Origin of the sequence: Algoriphagus sp. (genome assembly GCF_024642405.1) — a bacterium.
Lineage (GTDB): Bacteria > Bacteroidota > Bacteroidia > Cytophagales > Cyclobacteriaceae > Algoriphagus.
This window is the reverse complement of record NZ_JAHEBC010000021.1, coordinates 1-19,109: the sequence shown is the minus strand read 5'-3', so window position 1 is coordinate 19,109 and position 19,109 is coordinate 1. Positions and strand designations below refer to the sequence as shown.

Genomic DNA, 19,109 nt, shown 5'->3' with positions numbered 1-19,109 from the left:
GATCAGTTATCTATTTCAAGGGTTTATTTTTAGTGGGAATTAAATTTAAGAAAGTATGAAATTCTTGTAAATATTTGAAATAAGTTAAACGCATCATTTCTCTTTCCGTTGAAATATTGTTAAATCAAGTTTATTTAATACTAAAAAAATTTTCATTATGGCATTACGATTAGGAGATGTGGCACCAAATTTCACAGCTGATACATCTGAAGGTAAAATCGATTTTTACGATTATTTAGGCGATGGTTGGGGGATCTTATTTTCCCATCCCGCAGATTATACACCAGTTTGTACTACTGAACTGGGTACGGTGGCCAAACTTAAGGATGAATTCGCAAAGAGAAATACTAAAGTATTGGCTTTAAGTGTAGATGGTCTAGAAAGTCATAAGGGATGGATAAAAGATATTAACGAGACTCAGCATACGGTAGTCAATTTCCCAATAATTGCTGATGAGGATAAAAAAGTATCTAATCTTTATGATATGATACACCCAAATTCTAATGAGAATTTCACCGTGAGATCTGTTTTTGTCATTGGCAATGATAAAAAAATCAAATTAATAATCACTTATCCAGCGAGTACAGGTAGAAATTTCGAAGAATTATTAAGGGTAATTGATTCTCTACAATTAACTGCTAATTATTCAGTAGCTACTCCAGCAAATTGGAAGCAAGGTGAAGACGTGGTTATTGCCCCAGCAATAAAAGACGAAGATATACCAGCTAAATTTCCAAAAGGACATAAGGTTATAAAACCTTATTTGAGAATGACTCCACAACCAGACTTATAACAGAAAAGGGGATTATTAAATCCCCTTTTTCTATTTTTTAATGGAATCGATCAGATCTACAGTAAACTTAATTTTTTCTTTGATTTTGTTAAAGTCTCCAGCTTGGATTAAATCTTTTCTAAATAATTGGGATCCCATACCTACGCAACAAACACCTGCCTCAAACCAAGACTTTAAACTTTCTGCAGTTGGCTCCACACCACCTGTCGGAATTAATTCAATTTTAGGTAATACGGCATGCACAGCCTTCACAAATTCTGTAGTAAGAATATTAGCAGGATAGATTTTTACCAATTCTGCTCCTAGCTCTTGGGCAAAATATACCTCTGACACAGTCCCACATCCAGGAATCCAAGGAATATCCAGATTCCTGCAAAATTCTCCCAACTTTGGATTCATTACCGGCGCCACGATAAATTCCGCGCCCATATCCAAAAAGACTTCGGCCTGTTTAGGCTCATAAATTGTTCCTACACCTAAACTAAGTCCTGGCATTTGATCTGCGGCTTTTCTCAATGCTGGAAAGATTGACTTTGCCTGCTCTCCTCTATCTACCATTTCTATCACTCGTATTCCACCTTCATAAGCAACTTCCAGCATTTTTAAGCATTTGCTTTCATCCGGGGTAAAAAAAATCGGCATTACACCAGCCGAATACATTCTTTTAATAAAAGGGGTTGGGTTTCGCATTTTATCTTTTGATTTTTCCTATTGATTCGCCAAGTACTAATTCTTGTATTTCTGATTCTGAACAAAGTAAAATATCACCTGGAACACTATGTTTTAATGCACCGGCAGCCATTCCAAATTCTACTGCTTGCTGTGGATCATGATGGAGTAATCCATGTATCAATCCGCCAGCAAAAGCATCACCAGTTCCTACTCGATCTACAATGTGGGTCAAGTTATATTCTCTAGATCTAAAAATATTATTTCTCGATACAATCTTGGCAGAAATTTTATTGTGTGAGGAACTTAAAGATTTCCTTTTAGTCGTAGATATATACTTTAAGCTATCAAACTGACGAAAAAGCTCGGCTTTAGCCTCTTCAAAAGTTTCAAACTCCTGGTTGAGACAATTGTTAAAATCTCTTGTACCAGCAATCATAACATTTGTAAACTTCATCAACTCAGGCATAATTTCATGAGGTTCCTTACCAAAATTCCAAAGATTACTTCTATAGTTTAAATCTCCAAATACAGTGATATTTCTACTATCAGCTTCTTTCAGAGCTAACAAAGTGAAATCTGCACATTCCTGTGATAAAGCTGGAGTAATTCCGGACCAATGCAATGCATCCACATTTTCCAGAATTTCATTCCAGTTAAAATCTTTAATATCAAGTTTGGTAAATGCAGAATCCGCTCTATCATAAATAATTTTTGAACTTCTTTGCATTGCTCCCTGCTCCAAAAAATAGACACCCATTCTTCCGGGATAATACTTAATAAATTGAGTGTCAATTCCGTTCCTTCTCAAATTTGCAGTTGCAGATAATCCTATTTCATGATCGGGAAACGCCGTTAGATGAATGACATGATTTCCCCAAAAAGCCAATGCTGCTCCAACATTTGCCTCTGAGCCTCCGAATTCTATATTTAATTGTTTTGCTTGAAAAAACCGCTCATTAGAGGGAGGAGAAAGGCGAAGCATCACTTCACCTAGGGAAACAATTTTTTTCATTGGGAAATTTATTTTCTATAATTTCAATTTTGAAAACTAAGTTAAGAAAATTACCATATGATAAACAAAGCTCTTTGTTTAGACTCAATTGATAATGTTGGGGTGGCGTTAATGGATTTGAATGTAGGTGATATTTTTGATTTAAATGGCTATAAAGGCCATATTATCAATGAAGTAGCAGCCAAACACAAATTTGCTTTAAAGGATTTTAATTCCGGTGATGATATTTTAATGTATGGAACAATAGTGGGCGAAACGACCAAAATTGTGAAAGCAGGAGAAGCAATAACTCTTAATAACATTAAACATAAAATTAGAGATTTTAAAGAATTAGGCACTGCTTATGAATGGAAAAAACCAGAAGTAGATAACTGGGAAAATAGAACTTTTCTTGGATATCAAAGACCTGATGGACAGGTAGGTACTGCAAATTATTGGTTGGTTTTGCCCATGGTGTTTTGTGAAAATACAAATGTAAAACTGCTTCAGGATGCCTTTGAAAAAGCCTTGGGATTTGCTATAGAAAACCCGTACGAAAATTACGTACGAAAGCTTGCAGCTGCTTTTCAAAATGAAAAACTTACGGAATCGCTTTCGGAAACCAACAATTTACCGGAATCCAAGATATTTAATAATATTGATGGAATTAGGTTTCTTACACATGAAGGAGGTTGCGGTGGGACTCGAGGAGATTCAGAAACACTATGTGCTTTGCTAGCGGGTTATGTAAACCATCCCAATGTAGCGGGTGCTACTATACTAAGTCTTGGCTGTCAAAATGCACAGGTTTCTATTCTTCAAGAAAAATTGAATAAAATTCAAAAAGGGACTAAGAAACCATTAATTGTTTGTGAACAGCAGCAGGAAGGAACGACCGAAGTTTTATTAAAGAAGGCCATTGATGAAACTTTTAAAGGGTTAGTAGAAGCTAATAAAATTAAAAGAACCTCAGCCCCGCTTTCCAAATTAGTGATTGGCTTGGAATGTGGTGGTTCTGATGGGTTTTCTGGCATTTCTGCCAATCCTACTCTAGGACAAGTTTCTGATTTGGTTATTGCACTTGGAGGTTCAGCAATATTATCTGAATTTCCGGAATTATGTGGAGCAGAACAACCATTAATTAATCGATGCATCAGTAAGGAGGTTTCCAGTAAATTTATCCGATTGATGGATGAGTATGCAAAAGCGGCAGAAAATGTAGGTAGCGGTTTTGACATGAACCCAAGCCCAGGAAATATAAAGGATGGTCTTTTGACAGATGCTATCAAGTCTTGTGGTGCTGCAAAGAAAGGTGGAACCGCTCCTGTTTCAGATGTTTTGGATTATACTGAATATTTAAATAAACCAGGTTTGAATCTATTGTGCACTCCTGGAAATGATGTGGAAAGTACTACGGGATTAGCTGGAAGTGGAGCCAATATTATTTTATTTTCTACAGGTTTAGGGACACCAACAGGAAATCCTGTTTGTCCTGTTATTAAAGTAGCTACAAATGACAAATTGACTTCGAGAATGCCAGATATTATAGATTTTAATACTGGAGGGATTATCACTGGAGAAGAAACAATTGAAACTTCAGGAGAAAAATTGTTGAATTTAATTATTGAAATAGCTTCCGGAAGAATGAAAACAAAAGCTGAACAGAAAAGAAACTTTGACTTTATTCCTTGGAAAAGAGGAGTTTCATTATAAAAAAATAGGTAGCAAAATTTGCTACCTATTTTTTCTTAAAGCGAATTTAATAAACAATTCTTCCTTTGATAGTACTTTCTCCTTCTCCAGTATTTGGATTAAAAAAACCGACCACAATACCGTCACCGGTAGCATTCTCAAATTTTCCAGTTCCACCAATAATTTCAACTTTAGCAACAAAATCGCTTTTGTCTTCGGTAACTGGTGTAACAATATTTTCGATATTCTTAAACCAAACGGAATTACCTTTCCCGTCTGTGGTAATAGAACTTACATCATCTGGAATATCGATTAATCCAATTTCCACTAATTCTTCTGAATAAAATTGAGTAACTGGAGCTCCAATGGTGTTTAAACCATTTTCATTAAAAAAAGCAAATTGATTCAAGAATGTCAAAGCTTTACCCATGTGAGTTGAATTCCCTTCTCCAATCCCTGGAAAATACGCAGGAATATTTTGTGTAGGCTCTCCATTTTCATCAACTTGCATAAGTTGATTGCTGAACTTTTCGAAGTAGTTTCTTTCAACAGCTACCTTTTTTCTAGCTTTTATATCGCTTGAGTTAAGTACTTCTGATGACACTTCTTTTGCATTTTGTAGCTGCATTGGCTCTTCCACAATAGTTGAACAAGAAGAGATACTAACTGTTCCGGCAATAGTCATTAAGCCAATTATTGACCATAATGAATTTTTCATAAATAATAAGATTGAGGGTGGGTGATAAATTAAACTGTTTTTCACTCAAAGATTTTTGAAAGTGATAAAAATCGTTTCAAAACTAATTCATACTTTAAGTGAAGTAAAAATACTACAATTTATGATTCAATAACAAAAAAATTAGCCTTAGATGCATTTAACCTGATTTCTCTTGCTTTGGTATATTTCTCTGAATAGTACCAATTTTCTGCAGTTTTTTTGTCCTTAAATTCCAGCATTATAAATCTATCATGAATCCACTCCCCTTCTAAAACATGAACAGGGTTTCCTCGAATGACAAACTTTCCTCCAAAATCTTCAATTGATTCTGGTGTAAGTTTTTTATACTGTTCATAAATTTCAGGGTCGTGAATGTCTACTTCTACGATAACATAAGCTGGCATACAAAATTATTTTACAAGTTAAATCTTAAAATCCCAATCCTGCAGCATATCTGGATTTTGCATATGCTATTTTTCTTTTTGAAATAAGCTCATTTAAAGTAAGGATTGAACTAAATACAGATACCTCTCTTGAGTTTACTAAAAACAAACTACTCTCACCAATTTCAAATCTTCTCATTTCTCCATTGAGCAAGGTTTCTAAACTCACAACATTCTGTTGATAAGTCACGATTTGACGATTCAGGTTCTCATAATTATTTAATTCACTTTCTAATTTGGTCCGTAGTTGAATCTCTTTTAAGTCTCTTGAATTTTCTTTCGAATAAATTTTTGCCTTAGTGAGCCCTAGAGACCCCCTTGACTTACGCCAAAGTAAAGGGGTATAAACTGATAAGCCCCATTTATAATTATTTTCAAAAAAACCTACATCTTCAAAATTATTCAGATTTTCAGTAATAAAATTATATTTCAATTTTACTACAGGAATAATCTGCTGGGCCTTTAACCTTCTTTCAACATCTAAACTTGCCAGTTCATAATCTACAATTTGTAGATCTGGATGGCTTGCAACTAAGGTTCTTAACTCAGCTTCATTTAAAATATTAGAAGGAACTAATTTTAAGCTTTCAGGAACGATAGTTTCATTCAAGATTATCGGATTCCCTTCTTCGTCCCATAAATAGGTATTAAACTCTTGGGTTACTGAAAATAGTATATTTTCGGCCTCTTGTAATTTATATTGTCGGTTAAGAACCTGGGAAAATGCCTCTACCGTATCTATTGCAGCTAAATCACCAAACTTAAAACTTGATTTTACGGCATTAAATCGAGTCTCTGCCAATTCTACACCCTCTTGTAGTACTTTAAGGTTAGTATGTGCTAATGACCATCTCCAATACATATCTGTAGCTTGTAGATATAGAGAATTTAGCATTTGTCTCTTTATCGACTCGGTAGATTGTTGAAAAAATTGAGCTTGTCTCAAAGAAGCCCTTCTTTGATCAATCAATAAACCTTGTCCTAAATTAACAGAGGCACCAGCAGCAAATAATCCGTCAGTGGGAACAGTTCTTTCAGGATCTAGATACGTTCCGGAATTTTGTTCGAATGTACCGTTTAATTCAATCCCAGCCCAAGTGGGAATAGATATTCCAGCTTCTCTTTTATCATAATACAACGTTTCATTGTATGATTTTTTATCCAGATTACCATAAATCAACGGGTCAAAGCCTCCCCTAGCAGTTCGGACTTCCATATTACCCATGATAAGATTTATTTCAGCTTGGGTAGCAATTGGATGATATTCTACTACCCATTCCAAAAATGAATCATAGCTCAAAGTATCTCGATCTTGTGAAAAACCTTGAACAAATAAACTAAAGAAAAGCAAAGGGAAAACTAAAACTCTCATCATTTCTTTTTCTCTGCTGTAGCCGCTGCTTCTTTTTCATCTCGGGTATAGTAATCCGCTGGGAACCCATTTAACTGTCTCCACAATTCATACCATACCGGTACATCGTTTAAAAGCGCAATGCCATCAGCACCTGACCCAATTCTTAACATTTCCGGCCAGGCTTCTTCTTCGGGATCTTGAGCTACTAGTACCCGGTATTGATTATTTGTTCCTGCGTATTGATCAATAGCCACGACAACTCCACCAAAAGTTCCGTTGGAAATTCTTGGCCAACCAGAAAAGACAATGGCTGGCCACCCATCAAAAATAAACCGTACTTTATTACCCAATTTCACTAAAGGCAAATCAACGGGCTGAACATACATTTCTACTGCCAAATCTGCATCGGATGGGATAATATTTAAAATTTGCTCCCCTTCTTTTATTGTTTCACCGATACCGACTTGGATTGCCTTTGCCAGATAACCATTTTGAGGTGCTAGTATATATCTAAAGCCAGTTCTTGCTTCATAATTTGAATATTGGTTTTCCAATTTTGTTGTGGTTGCCTCAGCATCATATTGTGAAGACATGGCCGTGTATATATCAGATCTGGTTTTAGCAATTTTATCTCTGAATTCATTATCAATTGTATTCAACTCAATTCTGGCGGAAATCATCTCGTTTTGACTAATTAAATAGTCATTTTCCACGGACAATAATTTTGCCTGGACATCTTGAAATTTCAATCTTCTTGATTCCAAATCTGTTAAAGATCTCAACCCTTCGGCATATAATTGCTCTGCCCGATCTAACTGCTGATTTCCAATGTCAAAATTTACTTTTGATTGTTGAAATTTGATACTATCAGACTGAACTTTCAATTCAGCCATTTTGAGTTTATTCTCTGCCTGCTGAATTTTCAAAACATTGTTTTCCCGCAATGCCTGTAATTGAGCTTGAAGTGCCCCAACTTTCTCTTTGTAAGCTTCCACAGAAAGAGATTTCGCATCCACTTGCATCTGGGTTCTGGGTAATAGCATTGAATCAAAATATTCATCTTTTATTTCAGAAATTCTTAAGATGGTATCCCCTTTATTCACAAAAGCTCCTTCTGTCACATACCACTTTTCTATCCTACCTGCAATGATAGAATGGATAGTTTGGGCTCTTTGCTCAGGTCTCAAAGCCGTTACATACCCTTTCGAGCGAATGCTCTGCGTCCAAGGAAGAAAAAGAGAAATAAATACAATGGCAATCAACCATACAAGTAGCCGAATTCGTTTTTGACTTTCCTTTACAGGCAAAGTCATAATTAAACTTTTAGCTCCACTAAAAGGAATTCGATCTTTAATTTTATTGCTGGAAATGTTCAGCATAGCTTATTGATTCTTTCTAGTATAATTAATATAATCTTCATAGGATCCTTGAATACCAACTTTACCAGAATCCATAACAATAATTTCATCACAACTTTGTAAAATCACAGGATCATCCGTGATCATTACCAAAGTCCAATTACCATTCATTAAGTATTCTGTGATTTTTGGTTTAAATTCCGGATTAACATAGCGTAAAGCATTTTCCATGATGATTGCTTTGGGTTCACCCACCAAACTTCTCGCAATTAATATACTTTGTGCCAAAGCCCTCGGTAGGCCCTTCCCTTCTGGTTGAAGTTCAGTATTCAAGTCATCCGGTAATTGATAGATGTAATCTTTTAGCCCCACTAATTCTAATACATTTTCAAATTGTTCGGAATTTACATCTCTTCCTACAAGAATATTTTCTTTTATTGTTCCTTGAAAAATTTCTCCAAATTCCAGACAATCCCCAACCAAACCCCTGTATTTTTCTAATTGAATCATTTCAATGGAAAGATCATTAACTAAAACTTTTCCTTGATAATCTTCATATAGTCCAGAAAATAAAGCCAAAAGAGCACTTTTACCACTTCCACTTTTTCCTGTTACAGCAACTTTCTTTCCAGGAGATATAGTTAAAGTTGCTCCATTTAGAATTGGATTCCTGACATCAAGTGGTTGGAAAACTACATTTTCCATGGCTAATTTTAACCCTTCTGGCTGAGAAACAACCAATTTATCGCTGCCTTCACTTCTTTCCAGTTCCAAATCCATAACTACTCCAAGTTTCTCAACTGCAACTAAAGTATCATATACGGTTTCCAGAGAAAGAATAACCTTTTCTACGGAGTTAATCACTAATACAATGATTACTTCAGCAGCAACAAATTGTCCAATACTGATCTGATCATTAATTAATAACAAACTTCCCGCAACCAATAGACTGGTAATGATGAGTACTTTAAAGCCCACCATTATCTTATATTGTAGAATTAGGACAGCAAAGTGTTTTGTCCTAAAGTCAACATACCGTTGTATAAGCTTATCAGCCCTAAGAATCGGTAATCTTGTATTTCCAACTAATTTAAAAGTATTAAGTGTTCTTCCGATTTCTTGAAGCCAAAATGCCGTCTGGTATTTATAGGAAGACTCCTTCAAAGCAGTCTCCATCCCTTTTGGACTTGTAAAATAAAATATCAATATCAGTATTATGAATAAAACTATACCGAATACGATGAAAGTCGGATGATAAAACGACAGAAGTAAAAGCCCAAAAATCATTTGGAGTACTGCCGTTGTAAATTCTACCAAAAGCTTTGAAATCCCTTTCTGTAAGTTGACTGTATCAAAAAACCTGTTGACAATCTCAGGCCCATACTCTCCATGCAATATTTCTGTTTTGACCCGAGGTAACCTATACGCAAAGGATAATCCTGCTTTAGAAAATATTCTTTGTTGAAATTTCTCCGTAATCTGTAATTGTGAGATTTGTAAGAAACCACCAAAAGCAACTCCTATCGCAACAACGATTACCAACAACACCCAAGATGTGGTCATCCTCCCTCCCAATATAAAGTTCAGAATAGCCTGAATCCCCAAAGGCAAGGAAAGTGCAACCAATCCATTTAAAATGGCATAAAAGTAAATCGCATAAACTTGGTTTTTTTCTTCTTCTAGAAGATTAAAAAACCTTTTAAGAGGCGTTATTGAACTTGTACTATTCATGAATGATAGTTTTTGATACCAAATGATGAAAGAATTCAAACCTTCCTTCTTTATCCAAACTTGATTCTGTCATTCCTGGGAGGTGTTTTGAATTATAAGATTGAAGTAAACTAGCTTCCAAAACAGTAGAAACCAAAGTTTTGGGATATTTATAAGATGGGTTAATTTCCCTTATCATCTGAGCGATTCTATCACCAAATGCATAGAGTTGAGAGAAAATTCCACTTTCATGCTCTAAGTCTACGCTTTTAGTCAGATATCCCTTTAATGATTCATTAACTACAATATTTTTTATTTCTATCGGATTCAGATAATCATTATGGGTAATGATTGGACCTTCTACCAAAAGTCGAATTGCAATTCCCAATCTTTCTTTTGGATCAGTCAAATTAGCTGTTCGAAATGCCAAATTATGTTCCATCCATGCCCAATGCCATCCTGTGAGATAAAGAAGGAATTTATGCTTATTTTCAAAATACCTGTAAATAGCAGGTTCGGTACCTCCTATCTCTTGGGCTAGCTTTTTAAAAGTAAAATTTTCTACTCCTAACTCAAGTAAAAGTTTAGACCCAACTTGTACTATAGCAACTCCTAATTCAGAGCTAAAAGGATCTTTTAGATAAAGGTTTTCATTGACTTCTACTTTTAATTTCCGGAGAATGCTTTCCATTATTATCAGATTTTGGATGATTAACGAATAGAAAAATAAATAGTTTAGTAAAACATGTGTTTTTGTTAGTAATATTCACAAAATGTTAATAAAGCCAATTTACTAAAGTGGCTTTTATTCCATTTTTATTCCTTTTAAAAAAGTGAAATCCTGTTTTAAAAAAGATTTGATATTCATAGTGAAAAATAAAAGTTTTTTAAATTCGGTTACCCTTTAAAGAATCTTGTAATTTTCTCTCCTTTAAAAAAAGCATTAACTTAAATTTTAATGAATAAAAGGAAATCATTTTTTCAATTAAATATTCGCCTTTGGGTTTTTTGGCCGCCTTTCTTGCTTCTTATCGTAGCTGTTTTTTTAAGCTTGTCTTTTCCTGATTTTTTTATCACATCATTAGAATCAATTCAACGGTTCCTTTTAATCAATTTCAGTTTAGGCTTTAGTTGGGTTTCTTTTGGAATGACCATTTTAGGATTAATAATTTTCTTATCCCCATTAGGAAAAAGACGAATCGGTGGAAAAAATGCCAAACCTAGGTTGAATAAGCTTAGTTGGTTTGCAATTGTTTTATGCACTACAATTGCAGTGGGAATTCTTTTTTGGGGAAGTGCCGAACCGCTTTCGCATTTTATTTACCCTCCTGATTTTCTAAAAAACACTTCATTATCTCCAGATGCTTTAAAATTTTCGCTGGGAGCTTTATTTTTCCATTGGGGGTTTACTCCCTATGCGATTTATATCATTCCTGCACTTTCCTTCGGACTCTTTTATTATCAGGGGAAAAATATTCCTAGTATAAGTTTAGCAGCACGCCCAATTTTAGGCTTGAAACCCAAAAAAAACTGGGAAAATATAATCGATTCGATCAGCCTTTTCTCTTTAGTTGCAGGTATGGCAGGTTCTTTAGGAGCCGGGATTTTAAGCCTTACAGGTGGATTTCTTAGGTTTTATCCCGAATGGGACATGGGACTTTCATCTGGTATCATTACACTTACGATTCTTTTGACTTTCATAATCTCATCTTCTACGGGTATTGAAAAAGGAATTAAAAATTTATCTCTTTTCAACCTCTTCTTCTTTTTACTTATAGCTTTTCTTTTTGTTTTGGTCGGCGAGAAGTCAAAAATTATAGATTCAATTTTGACTGGTTTTATGGAGTATGGCAGAAATTTCATTGACTTAAGTCTTCAATTGAGTGGAAAAGGAAATGCTTGGACCTATGATTGGTCAATTTTCAATTTTGCCATTTGGATGGCATGGGCACCAGTCACAGCTTTATTTTTAGGTAAAATTGCATTAGGAAGAACAGTAAGAGAATTTTTGATTTTTAACTGGTTTCTCCCTGCTATTTTCTGTCTTTTATGGATGGGTATTTTTGGAGGTACTACTTTGGATTTGGCAATCCTTAAGCCTGAATTCTATAAAAATTTATTCGAAACTTCTGGTCCAGAATCTATTATCTACCAAGTTTTTGAAGACCTGGGCTATTTCAAACTATTTGCAAGGTTGTTTATTCTGGCAATATTCATTTCCTATGTTACAGCTGCCGATTCCAGTACAGATGCATTGGCAAGCCTTAGCATGAAAAAAATTGGGAAAGATCCGTTTCAATCAGATACAAACCTTAAAATAATATGGGGAACTTTAATTGCTTTTTTAGCATGGATTATGGTAATATTCTCTGGTATTGATGGAGTAAGAATCTTATCAGTGATTGGAGGAGTTCCTGCTCTTTTTTATCTAATTCTAGTATCGATTAGCCTTGTTATGGTTTTAATAAATCCTTCTAACTATTTGAAAAATTAATCTCCTTTATATTTTAATTTTCCTAGACCATATAGGTAAAGTACTTTTGAATAGCGTAGCATGGCTGGAAATAGTAGCAAGTTCCCGACAACCACTGTTGTCAAATACATCCACAATTCTGGTTTTTCTATAAGAATATTGATAGCTGTAAGAGCTGTAATTACCAAGGCAACTGAGAATGCATAACTGATATACATCGCACCATAATAAAAGTCTGGTTCAGGGTTTAAATTCGCGTTACAATTTGGACACGTTTGATTGATCGCAGAAATTTTTCTAAAACTAAAGGGTGAAACTGGGAATAAATCTCCTTTTCTACATTGAGGACATTTTGCACCAAGCATAGCCTGGAAACCACTTTTATTGCTCATTTCTTAAATTTTCTTCAAAGTTAAAATCTTAAGTGACAGTATCTGTGCTAAGAATCACATAAAGAGTTTTGAACTTTTTTAGAAATCATCGAATTTCATCGAGGTCATAATCTTTTCCCTTACCCCATTGTAGCAGTTCAAAGATGGTGTAGTATTCTAAAGTGTCCAGATCTTTTACTTTGAAATTATCACCACTTAATCTATCAATAATCTGCAATTTTCTGATTTCCCCCTGATTGACCAAAAGGTAGTTACGACCAACCCTCAAATTATCCAGTGCAATTGCCATAATTAGGCCTTATCTTTTATTTTGACTCCTTTTGCCTCAAAAGTGATTTCCCTTTTTGGTTCGGTGATTTTTGCAATTTCATCTGCGGATTTTCCTGCATCTTTAGCATAATGCCTTTGAGTTTCAACGTCAGTCTCTGTAAGAGTAGCAACCCCATCTAAAATCACTGGAAAACCCTGAGAGTTTTTAGGAACAAAAAATTCATAATCCTTAAAAGTAACTCTCATGCTTTTTCCATTTGGCAAGTCCATGGTTAGCCAACATCCTTTACTACTGCATACCTCATCAATCTCTCCAATTATTTTCCCCTCAAAAGTCCCTTGCTCTTCTACAATGCTTACCATTTGAGAAGCATTGGTGATATTATTTTCACTTACATCAGCCCCATAAACTCCTGCTATTTTATCCTGAGTAGTTAGCTCTGTTTTTTCCTTAACGGGTGTGGAACAAGCAAAAGCTATTGAAATGCTGGAGATAGCGAAGACTGAAAGAAATCTGTTCATGGTTTCATTTTTTTAACTTCCCAAAAATAAATCATTGGATTGTAGTTTAAAAGAATTAGATCACCTATTCCCAAATAAATAAAATCAAGATAAGATTTTAATTTCCGGAATGATTGCCAAAATTTTCAGAAGTAAAACTTCTGGAAACAATTTATTCAATAAAGCTTCAATAATTTTAACAATACTGTAATTTTACCTCCTGATAAAATTAAACCCTGCTCATGCCTCAAACCAAAAAATTTATCATTGATTTTGACAGTACTTTCACACAAGTGGAAGCATTAGACATCTTGGGAGAAATAAGTCTTGAAAATGACCCTCATAAGAGTAGTAAACTACAAGCTATAAAAGATATCACTGACAAAGGAATGGAAGGTTCCGTAACTTTTAGAGATAGTTTGATTCAAAGGTTGGAAATTCTAAATGCCAGTAAAAATCAAATTCAAGATTTAATAAATGCTCTCAAATTAAAAGTATCCAAATCTTTTGAACGAAATAAAGAGTTTTTACAAGATAATGCTGAAGATATTTTCATCATCTCTAATGGATTTAAAGATTTTATTATTCCAATTGTGGGTGATTATGGCATTAAAGAAGAGAATGTATTTGCCAATGAATTCGTTTACGATGATGCTGGGAACATTATTGATTTTAATAGAGAAAATCCACTGTCATTAAATAACGGAAAAGCTGAAACTATTAAAAGGATTAATTTAGAAGGAGATATTTATGTGATTGGAGATGGATACACGGACTATGAAATAAAAGCTTCTGGATTAGCAAATAAGTTTTATGCTTTTACAGAAAATGTTTCCCGGCCTAAAGTCACAAGCCAAGCAGATCATATTGCTCCTAGTTTAGATGAAATATTATATATCAATAACTTGAACACAAAATTCTCATACCCAAAAAGTAGAATAAAAGTTTTGCTTTTAGAAAACGTACATCAAATTGGTGTTGACCTACTTAAAGAGGAAGGATACGATGTAGAGGTAATAAGCTCCGCAATGAGCGAAGAGGAACTTTGTGAGAAAATCAAGAATGTTTCAATTATTGGAATTCGCTCTAAAACAAACATCACAAAGAAAGTTTTAGAGAATGCAAACCGACTCATCGCTATTGGCGCTTTTTGTATTGGAACTAATCAGATTGATCTGGAGACTTGTCAAGAGAAAGGAATCGCAGTTTTTAATGCTCCTTTTAGTAATACAAGATCTGTAGTAGAAATGGCCATTGCCGAATTAATTTTTTTAATGCGGAATTTTGCGGACAAAACTGTTTCCATGCACCAAGGCAAATGGGATAAATCTGCAAGTGGAAGCTTCGAGGTAAGAGGTAAAAAATTAGGAATTGTTGGATACGGGAATATTGGAGCTCAGCTTTCCGTATTAGCAGAAAATATGGGGATGAATGTTTTTTATTACGATGTCATCGAAAGGCTTGCTCTAGGAAATGCAACGAAATTAAATTCTCTAGAAGAGCTATTGAGCACTTGTGATATGATTTCTCTTCATGTCGATGGGAGAAAATCAAATAAAAACTTAATTGATCAGAAAATGATCTCCAAAATGAAAAAGGGAGCGATTCTTGTCAATTTAAGCCGTGGGCATGTTGTGGAAATATCAGCCTTAAAAGAAGCAATACTTTCTGGTCATTTAGCAGGTTGTGCAGTTGATGTATTTCCTGAAGAACCTAAAAATAATTCCGAGCCTTTTGTTTCTGAATTAATAGGATTACCAAATACTATTTTAACTCCTCATATAGGCGGAAGTACTTTGGAAGCTCAGGAAAATATTGCGCGATTTGTACCTGGTAAAATCATGGAGTATATCAATACTGGAAACACTTATAATTCAGTAAACTTCCCTAATATTCAATTGCCATTCCTTCAGAATGCGCATAGATTGATTCATATTCATATGAATGAACCTGGTGTATTAGCTAAAATCAATCAGGTTTTGGCAAACTATGAGATCAATATTGTAGGTCAGTATTTAAAAACTAATGAAAAAATAGGCTACGTGATTACAGACATCGATAAAGCTTATTCTCCAGATGCAATTGATGCCCTGAAGACTATACCAGGGACAATCAGGTTTAGAACTTTATATTAAGAAATGAAAGCCCCAAATGGGGCTTTTTTTATGGATGTAATAATCTTCTATGATAGTTTATTTGTCCTAAATGGTAATTGAAATGCCCATAAAGATGGATTAAAAAGTATTCATTGGACATTGGTTTCCCAAAAATTTCTTTAGGGTAATTTTCCATGATTAATGATTCATCCATTCCTTCCAAACTACTTATCATAATTCTTTTTAAGTTTGAAATGTCACTAAGAAGTTTTGACTTGGGGACATTTTTTCCTGCAAATTCAAATTCCCGATCTCTTTGATAATTAAAACCTCCCAATTCATGTCCAACAAAGGCTTGTAGATTTCCTAAAAGATGGAGACAGAGGTTGCCGGCGGAGTTATTAATTTCATTTTGTGTTTGCCATAAAACTCCTTCATCAGAATAGGCTTCAATTTCTTTATAAAGTCTTTCAATATCCCGATCAAAAAGTTTGATTAGTTGTGTTAAGAGCATTTGATTAAAATTTTAGTAGAAAAAATATTTTTCAGGCAGTTTTAATTTGGTATTTGCGCTGAACGGCACAAAAACATTAAAAAAGACTACTTAAATTTAGTTGAACTAGCTTAGAAATACAATTTAATTCTATTCAGGTTTAATTACATTTTTTCTATTCCCAAATTTACTTGCCTTCGAAGGCACCGTCAGGGAGTCTGAATTAGATGAAGGATTCTCTTTTTGATGGTTTTGCATCACTGGCTTTTCACTACTATTTTCTTGCTGTTGTGAATTGTATTGTGGTTTTTGCCTTTTGGGAAACTTCTTTTTTTCCTTGGAATTTTTTGATGACCCCTCATTCTTTGGTTTATCAAATTTCCGATTGGATTTAAAAGAATCTCCATTATAAACTGGGCCTTTTTCAAAACCTTCCGGAAGTGGATTTTGAGTAATTTTCATTCCAATTAATTTCTCAATTCTTCCAAACTTTTGTTGATCTTTTGGATTCACAAAAGTTATGGCCTCCCCTTCCATATCTGCCCTCGCGGTTCTTCCTACCCTATGCACATAATCCTCTGGATCGCTGGGAGTATCAAAATTGATTACTAATTCTATCCCCACAACATCAATTCCTCTGGATATTATATCTGTGCCTATAAGGATTTTTACTGCCTTGTTTTTAAAAGCAGACATGATTTTTTCTCGATCAACTTGCTCCAAATCAGAGTGGAAAGCTTCGATGTCAAACTGTTTTCTAAGGACTTTATACAATCCTTTTACTTTATCTTTTGTAGAAGCAAAAATAATGACTGCTTCATACGATTTTTGAGAAAGGATGTGTTTTACCAAATCTTCTTTCTGAGTATCGTATACAGAATACATGACCTGCGTAACACCCTCAGCTGTCTTGCCCATTGCTATGGAGATCTCTTCTGGATTATTCAATATTTTCATACTGAATTGACGGATCTTTGATGGCATTGTGGCAGAAAATAGAATTGTCTGCCTTTCTTTTGGTAGGTAGTTGACAATTTTCAGGATATCGTCAGAGAAACCCATATCCATCATTCTGTCTGCTTCATCCAAAATTAGGTGTTGCAATGAACTCAAATCCATTTTTCCACCCGCAAGAAGTGCTATCAATCGACCTGGAGTAGCCACCACAATTTCTGCACCTGTCTCTAAAGCCTTTTTCTGCTGTTCCCAAACGAGTCCATCTCCACCACCATATATCGGAATTGAACTAATCCCCAAGAAGTAAGAAAATCCTTGGATTTGCTGATCGATTTGAATAGCAAGCTCACGAGTAGGAGCCAATACCAAAGTATTGATTTTTTCAGAACTAGATTTTGAGATTTTATTTAGAACTGGAAGAATAAAAGCAGCAGTTTTTCCAGTGCCTGTTTGGGCACAGGCGATTAAATCTTTGTTGTTTAGAATAACAGGAATTGCTTTTTCTTGTATCGGTGTGGGCTTATCAAAACCCATTGCATCTAAGCCCTCTTTTAAGGAAGGTTCGAAATTAAATGAAGAGAAATCCAAAGGATGGTATATTTTTCAAATTGTAAAAAACTGGTAAACAATCAGTTCGATTAGTTCAAATATAAGTCTTTATTAAGGATAAACATAAAATATGGATTTTAGCTTTAATAACTTTCTTTATTCTAACAATAATAAATAGTATCCAGTGAAAAACTGGAATCATTACATCATTTTAAGTTATATTTCTATTGAAACATCCAAAAGATCAGCTATGAATTATTCCACAAAAAAAATGAATTTATTGATTTTCCTTTTTTCAATAGGTTCTTTTTGCTTTTCACCGCTTTTAGGACAAACGTTTCAAATTAGAGGGAGAATTCTAGATGCGGATACAAAAGAATATTTAGATGGTGTCAGTGTTACCTTAAGAGGAACCGCATTTGGAGAAGTTTCAGGTAGCGGTGGGAATTTTACAATTGAAAAAGTACTTGAGGATAAATACACCTTAGCATTGACTCTGCCAGGATATAATAAATATGAGCAAGTTGTAAAGCTTAATAAAAACTTAGATTTAGGGGATCTGTATTTGGTGAAATATGGCGCTGAAGGATCAGGAGCTGCACTTCAAAAAACAATCAGGGCAAATAATATTACAAACCTCTTTAACGATCGACCCAATATGATTGGAGGTAATGCTGTTTATGGAATTCCTCCAGAACCGAAAAAACTGGAAGGAAATTATTTCTTAGATACCAAATGGAACACTGCATCTCTCCTATTATATAGGGATCAACAATTATTGGAAGGGTTTAGAGTTCGGTATAATATTGTTTCGAATATGTTTGAATTAATGGAACCCGAAAACAATCTTGTTTCAGTAATGCCTGGATTAAGGATTCAAAACTTTGTTTTTGTTGATTCCACTTATAAAGTTCCAAGATATTTTGTGAATGGCATGGACTTCAAAGATGAAGGTGCTCCTATAGCTGGTTTTTTTGAGGTTTTGGTTGATGGAGAATTACCGCTCATGAGAAGAACAATGGCAGTATTCAAAGAATCTAATTATAATACGGCATTAATGGTAGGAAATAGAAATGATCAAATAATCAAAAGGAATATTTACTACTTCTTAAGAGGAAAGGATATTTATGAAATGCCAAGTGGTAGAAAAAAAATCTTCGCTGTATTCGGAGATAGTGCAAAAGAGATGGAAGAATACACAGAAAAAAATGCCATAGATTTAAAAGATCCAAGCGGACTATTTCAACTATTTACATTTTACAATTCTCAATTCCCAGGTTTTAGGCCTATTATGAGCCAACTACTTGACGAAACAAATTAAAACCACCCCACCTATTCTTATGAAAAAGTTATACTTATTAGTATTCACACTCATTACTTGGAATCTTCATGCCCAAGGTCTTCCAGGTCTCGGAGCAGGGACAACACCCAATAATAAACCCATTCTTCATGGTAAAAACTGGGTAGCCATTACCGGTAAACCTTTGGGCGCCACAGCTGGAGCAGCAATTTTCCAACAAGGAGGAAATGCGGTGGATGCTGCCTGCGCAATGATTGCTGCTACTTCTACTATGTGGGATGTACTTTCTTGGGGAGGTGAGACCCAAGCTTTAATCTATAATCCAAATACCAAAAAAGTAATCGCTA

General features: G+C 34.6%; 18 protein-coding genes and 1 pseudogene. 6 read left to right on the top strand and 13 right to left on the bottom strand.

Translation table 11 applies throughout. From position 1 onward, the window contains the following. Positions 1–157 precede the first annotated feature (157 nt). On the top strand, positions 158–793 hold the full coding sequence (locus tag Q0L68_RS03200) for a peroxiredoxin (protein WP_296699235.1): 636 nt from the start codon (positions 158–160) through the stop codon (positions 791–793). 30 nt (positions 794–823) lie between these two features. Here the strand turns inward: Q0L68_RS03200 and Q0L68_RS03195 are convergent, their stop codons facing one another. Then, a complete protein-coding gene (locus tag Q0L68_RS03195; RefSeq protein WP_296699232.1) occupies positions 824–1,483 on the bottom strand; it encodes a bifunctional 4-hydroxy-2-oxoglutarate aldolase/2-dehydro-3-deoxy-phosphogluconate aldolase in 660 nt (219 codons plus the stop codon). A gap of 1 nt (position 1,484) precedes the next feature. Beyond that, positions 1,485–2,477 (bottom strand): sugar kinase, encoded by a 993-nt coding sequence (locus tag Q0L68_RS03190; RefSeq protein WP_296699229.1) that lies wholly within the window; start codon positions 2,475–2,477, stop codon positions 1,485–1,487. Positions 2,478–2,534: 57 nt separating this feature from the next. Between Q0L68_RS03190 and Q0L68_RS03185 the strand changes: the two genes are divergently transcribed. Then, a complete protein-coding gene (locus tag Q0L68_RS03185; RefSeq protein WP_296699226.1) occupies positions 2,535–4,169 on the top strand; it encodes a UxaA family hydrolase in 1,635 nt (544 codons plus the stop codon). A 46-nt stretch (positions 4,170–4,215) separates the two neighbouring features. Here Q0L68_RS03185 and Q0L68_RS03180 read toward each other — a convergent pair whose 3' ends face one another. The 6 genes from Q0L68_RS03180 to Q0L68_RS03155 form a co-directional block, all read right to left on the bottom strand. Next, the gene (locus Q0L68_RS03180; protein ID WP_296699223.1) at positions 4,216–4,866 is read right to left on the bottom strand and encodes a hypothetical protein; all 651 of its coding nucleotides are present in this window, start codon (positions 4,864–4,866) and stop codon (positions 4,216–4,218) included. A gap of 119 nt (positions 4,867–4,985) precedes the next feature. Next, a complete protein-coding gene (locus Q0L68_RS03175; protein ID WP_296699221.1) occupies positions 4,986–5,270 on the bottom strand; it encodes a DUF1330 domain-containing protein in 285 nt (94 codons plus the stop codon). 25 nt (positions 5,271–5,295) lie between these two features. Beyond that, entirely contained in the window at positions 5,296–6,684 is a 1,389-nt protein-coding gene (locus Q0L68_RS03170; protein ID WP_296699218.1) for a TolC family protein, read from the bottom strand. Next, positions 6,681–8,042, bottom strand: a complete 1,362-nt coding sequence (locus tag Q0L68_RS03165) for an HlyD family efflux transporter periplasmic adaptor subunit (RefSeq protein WP_296699216.1) — start codon at positions 8,040–8,042, stop codon at positions 6,681–6,683. Before Q0L68_RS03165 ends, Q0L68_RS03170 begins: the two co-directional genes overlap by 4 nt. A 3-nt stretch (positions 8,043–8,045) precedes the next feature. Further along, positions 8,046–9,752: an ATP-binding cassette domain-containing protein gene (locus tag Q0L68_RS03160; protein WP_296699213.1), complete on the bottom strand. Its 1,707-nt coding sequence runs from the start codon at positions 9,750–9,752 to the stop codon at positions 8,046–8,048. Then, entirely contained in the window at positions 9,745–10,422 is a 678-nt protein-coding gene (locus tag Q0L68_RS03155) for a TetR/AcrR family transcriptional regulator (protein WP_296699211.1), read from the bottom strand. Before Q0L68_RS03155 ends, Q0L68_RS03160 begins: the two co-directional genes overlap by 8 nt. Before the next feature lie 267 nt (positions 10,423–10,689). Here Q0L68_RS03155 and Q0L68_RS03150 point away from each other — a divergent pair, with 267 nt between their 5' ends. Further along, the gene (locus tag Q0L68_RS03150; RefSeq protein WP_296699209.1) at positions 10,690–12,225 is read left to right on the top strand and encodes a BCCT family transporter; all 1,536 of its coding nucleotides are present in this window, start codon (positions 10,690–10,692) and stop codon (positions 12,223–12,225) included. Here Q0L68_RS03150 and Q0L68_RS03145 read toward each other — a convergent pair. The 3 genes from Q0L68_RS03145 to Q0L68_RS03135 form a co-directional block, all read right to left on the bottom strand. Continuing rightward, positions 12,222–12,596 (bottom strand): DUF983 domain-containing protein, encoded by a 375-nt coding sequence (locus Q0L68_RS03145; protein ID WP_296699206.1) that lies wholly within the window; start codon positions 12,594–12,596, stop codon positions 12,222–12,224. The genes Q0L68_RS03150 and Q0L68_RS03145 overlap by 4 nt on opposite strands. A gap of 85 nt (positions 12,597–12,681) precedes the next feature. Next, entirely contained in the window at positions 12,682–12,885 is a 204-nt protein-coding gene (locus tag Q0L68_RS03140) for a hypothetical protein (protein WP_296699204.1), read from the bottom strand. A 2-nt stretch (positions 12,886–12,887) separates the two neighbouring features. Then, complete coding sequence (locus Q0L68_RS03135; protein WP_296699202.1) at positions 12,888–13,388, bottom strand: DUF4920 domain-containing protein; 501 nt, start codon at positions 13,386–13,388, stop codon at positions 12,888–12,890. Between the two features lie 221 nt (positions 13,389–13,609). Between Q0L68_RS03135 and serA the strand changes: the two genes are divergently transcribed. After that, positions 13,610–15,502: a phosphoglycerate dehydrogenase gene (gene serA / locus Q0L68_RS03130; RefSeq protein WP_296699199.1), complete on the top strand. Its 1,893-nt coding sequence runs from the start codon at positions 13,610–13,612 to the stop codon at positions 15,500–15,502. A gap of 28 nt (positions 15,503–15,530) precedes the next feature. Here serA and Q0L68_RS03125 read toward each other — a convergent pair whose 3' ends face one another. Both Q0L68_RS03125 and Q0L68_RS03120 read right to left on the bottom strand, forming a co-directional pair. Further along, positions 15,531–15,977 (bottom strand): DUF1572 family protein, encoded by a 447-nt coding sequence (locus tag Q0L68_RS03125; RefSeq protein ID WP_296699196.1) that lies wholly within the window; start codon positions 15,975–15,977, stop codon positions 15,531–15,533. A gap of 129 nt (positions 15,978–16,106) precedes the next feature. Further along, a complete protein-coding gene (locus Q0L68_RS03120) occupies positions 16,107–17,501 on the bottom strand; it encodes a DEAD/DEAH box helicase (RefSeq protein WP_296699193.1) in 1,395 nt (464 codons plus the stop codon). A gap of 211 nt (positions 17,502–17,712) precedes the next feature. Between Q0L68_RS03120 and Q0L68_RS03115 the strand changes: the two genes are divergently transcribed. Both Q0L68_RS03115 and Q0L68_RS03110 read left to right on the top strand, forming a co-directional pair. Next, positions 17,713–18,783: a carboxypeptidase-like regulatory domain-containing protein gene (locus Q0L68_RS03115; RefSeq protein WP_296699191.1), complete on the top strand. Its 1,071-nt coding sequence runs from the start codon at positions 17,713–17,715 to the stop codon at positions 18,781–18,783. Between the two features lie 19 nt (positions 18,784–18,802). After that, a pseudogene (locus Q0L68_RS03110) lies at positions 18,803–19,109 on the top strand (gamma-glutamyltransferase); the annotation flags it as partial.

Excerpts from the sequence above, each read along its gene's own strand:
- Q0L68_RS03195 (WP_296699232.1), bottom strand. The coding sequence starts at position 1,483 with ATGCGAAACCCAACCCCTTTTATTAAAAGAATGTATTCGGCTGGTGTA.
- Q0L68_RS03190 (WP_296699229.1), bottom strand. The coding sequence starts at position 2,477 with ATGAAAAAAATTGTTTCCCTAGGTGAAGTGATGCTTCGCCTTTCTCCT.
- Q0L68_RS03185 (WP_296699226.1), top strand. The coding sequence starts at position 2,535 with ATGATAAACAAAGCTCTTTGTTTAGACTCAATTGATAATGTTGGGGTG.
- Q0L68_RS03175 (WP_296699221.1), bottom strand. The coding sequence starts at position 5,270 with ATGCCAGCTTATGTTATCGTAGAAGTAGACATTCACGACCCTGAAATT.
- serA (WP_296699199.1), top strand. The coding sequence starts at position 13,610 with ATGCCTCAAACCAAAAAATTTATCATTGATTTTGACAGTACTTTCACA.
- Q0L68_RS03160 (WP_296699213.1), bottom strand. The coding sequence starts at position 9,752 with ATGAATAGTACAAGTTCAATAACGCCTCTTAAAAGGTTTTTTAATCTT.
- Q0L68_RS03125 (WP_296699196.1), bottom strand. The coding sequence starts at position 15,977 with ATGCTCTTAACACAACTAATCAAACTTTTTGATCGGGATATTGAAAGA.
- Q0L68_RS03145 (WP_296699206.1), bottom strand. The coding sequence starts at position 12,596 with ATGAGCAATAAAAGTGGTTTCCAGGCTATGCTTGGTGCAAAATGTCCT.
- Q0L68_RS03165 (WP_296699216.1), bottom strand. The coding sequence starts at position 8,042 with ATGCTGAACATTTCCAGCAATAAAATTAAAGATCGAATTCCTTTTAGT.
- Q0L68_RS03115 (WP_296699191.1), top strand. The coding sequence starts at position 17,713 with ATGAATTATTCCACAAAAAAAATGAATTTATTGATTTTCCTTTTTTCA.
- Q0L68_RS03150 (WP_296699209.1), top strand. The coding sequence starts at position 10,690 with ATGAATAAAAGGAAATCATTTTTTCAATTAAATATTCGCCTTTGGGTT.
- Q0L68_RS03135 (WP_296699202.1), bottom strand. The coding sequence starts at position 13,388 with ATGAACAGATTTCTTTCAGTCTTCGCTATCTCCAGCATTTCAATAGCT.
- Q0L68_RS03155 (WP_296699211.1), bottom strand. The coding sequence starts at position 10,422 with ATGGAAAGCATTCTCCGGAAATTAAAAGTAGAAGTCAATGAAAACCTT.
- Q0L68_RS03170 (WP_296699218.1), bottom strand. The coding sequence starts at position 6,684 with ATGATGAGAGTTTTAGTTTTCCCTTTGCTTTTCTTTAGTTTATTTGTT.
- Q0L68_RS03140 (WP_296699204.1), bottom strand. The coding sequence starts at position 12,885 with ATGGCAATTGCACTGGATAATTTGAGGGTTGGTCGTAACTACCTTTTG.
- Q0L68_RS03200 (WP_296699235.1), top strand. The coding sequence starts at position 158 with ATGGCATTACGATTAGGAGATGTGGCACCAAATTTCACAGCTGATACA.
- Q0L68_RS03180 (WP_296699223.1), bottom strand. The coding sequence starts at position 4,866 with ATGAAAAATTCATTATGGTCAATAATTGGCTTAATGACTATTGCCGGA.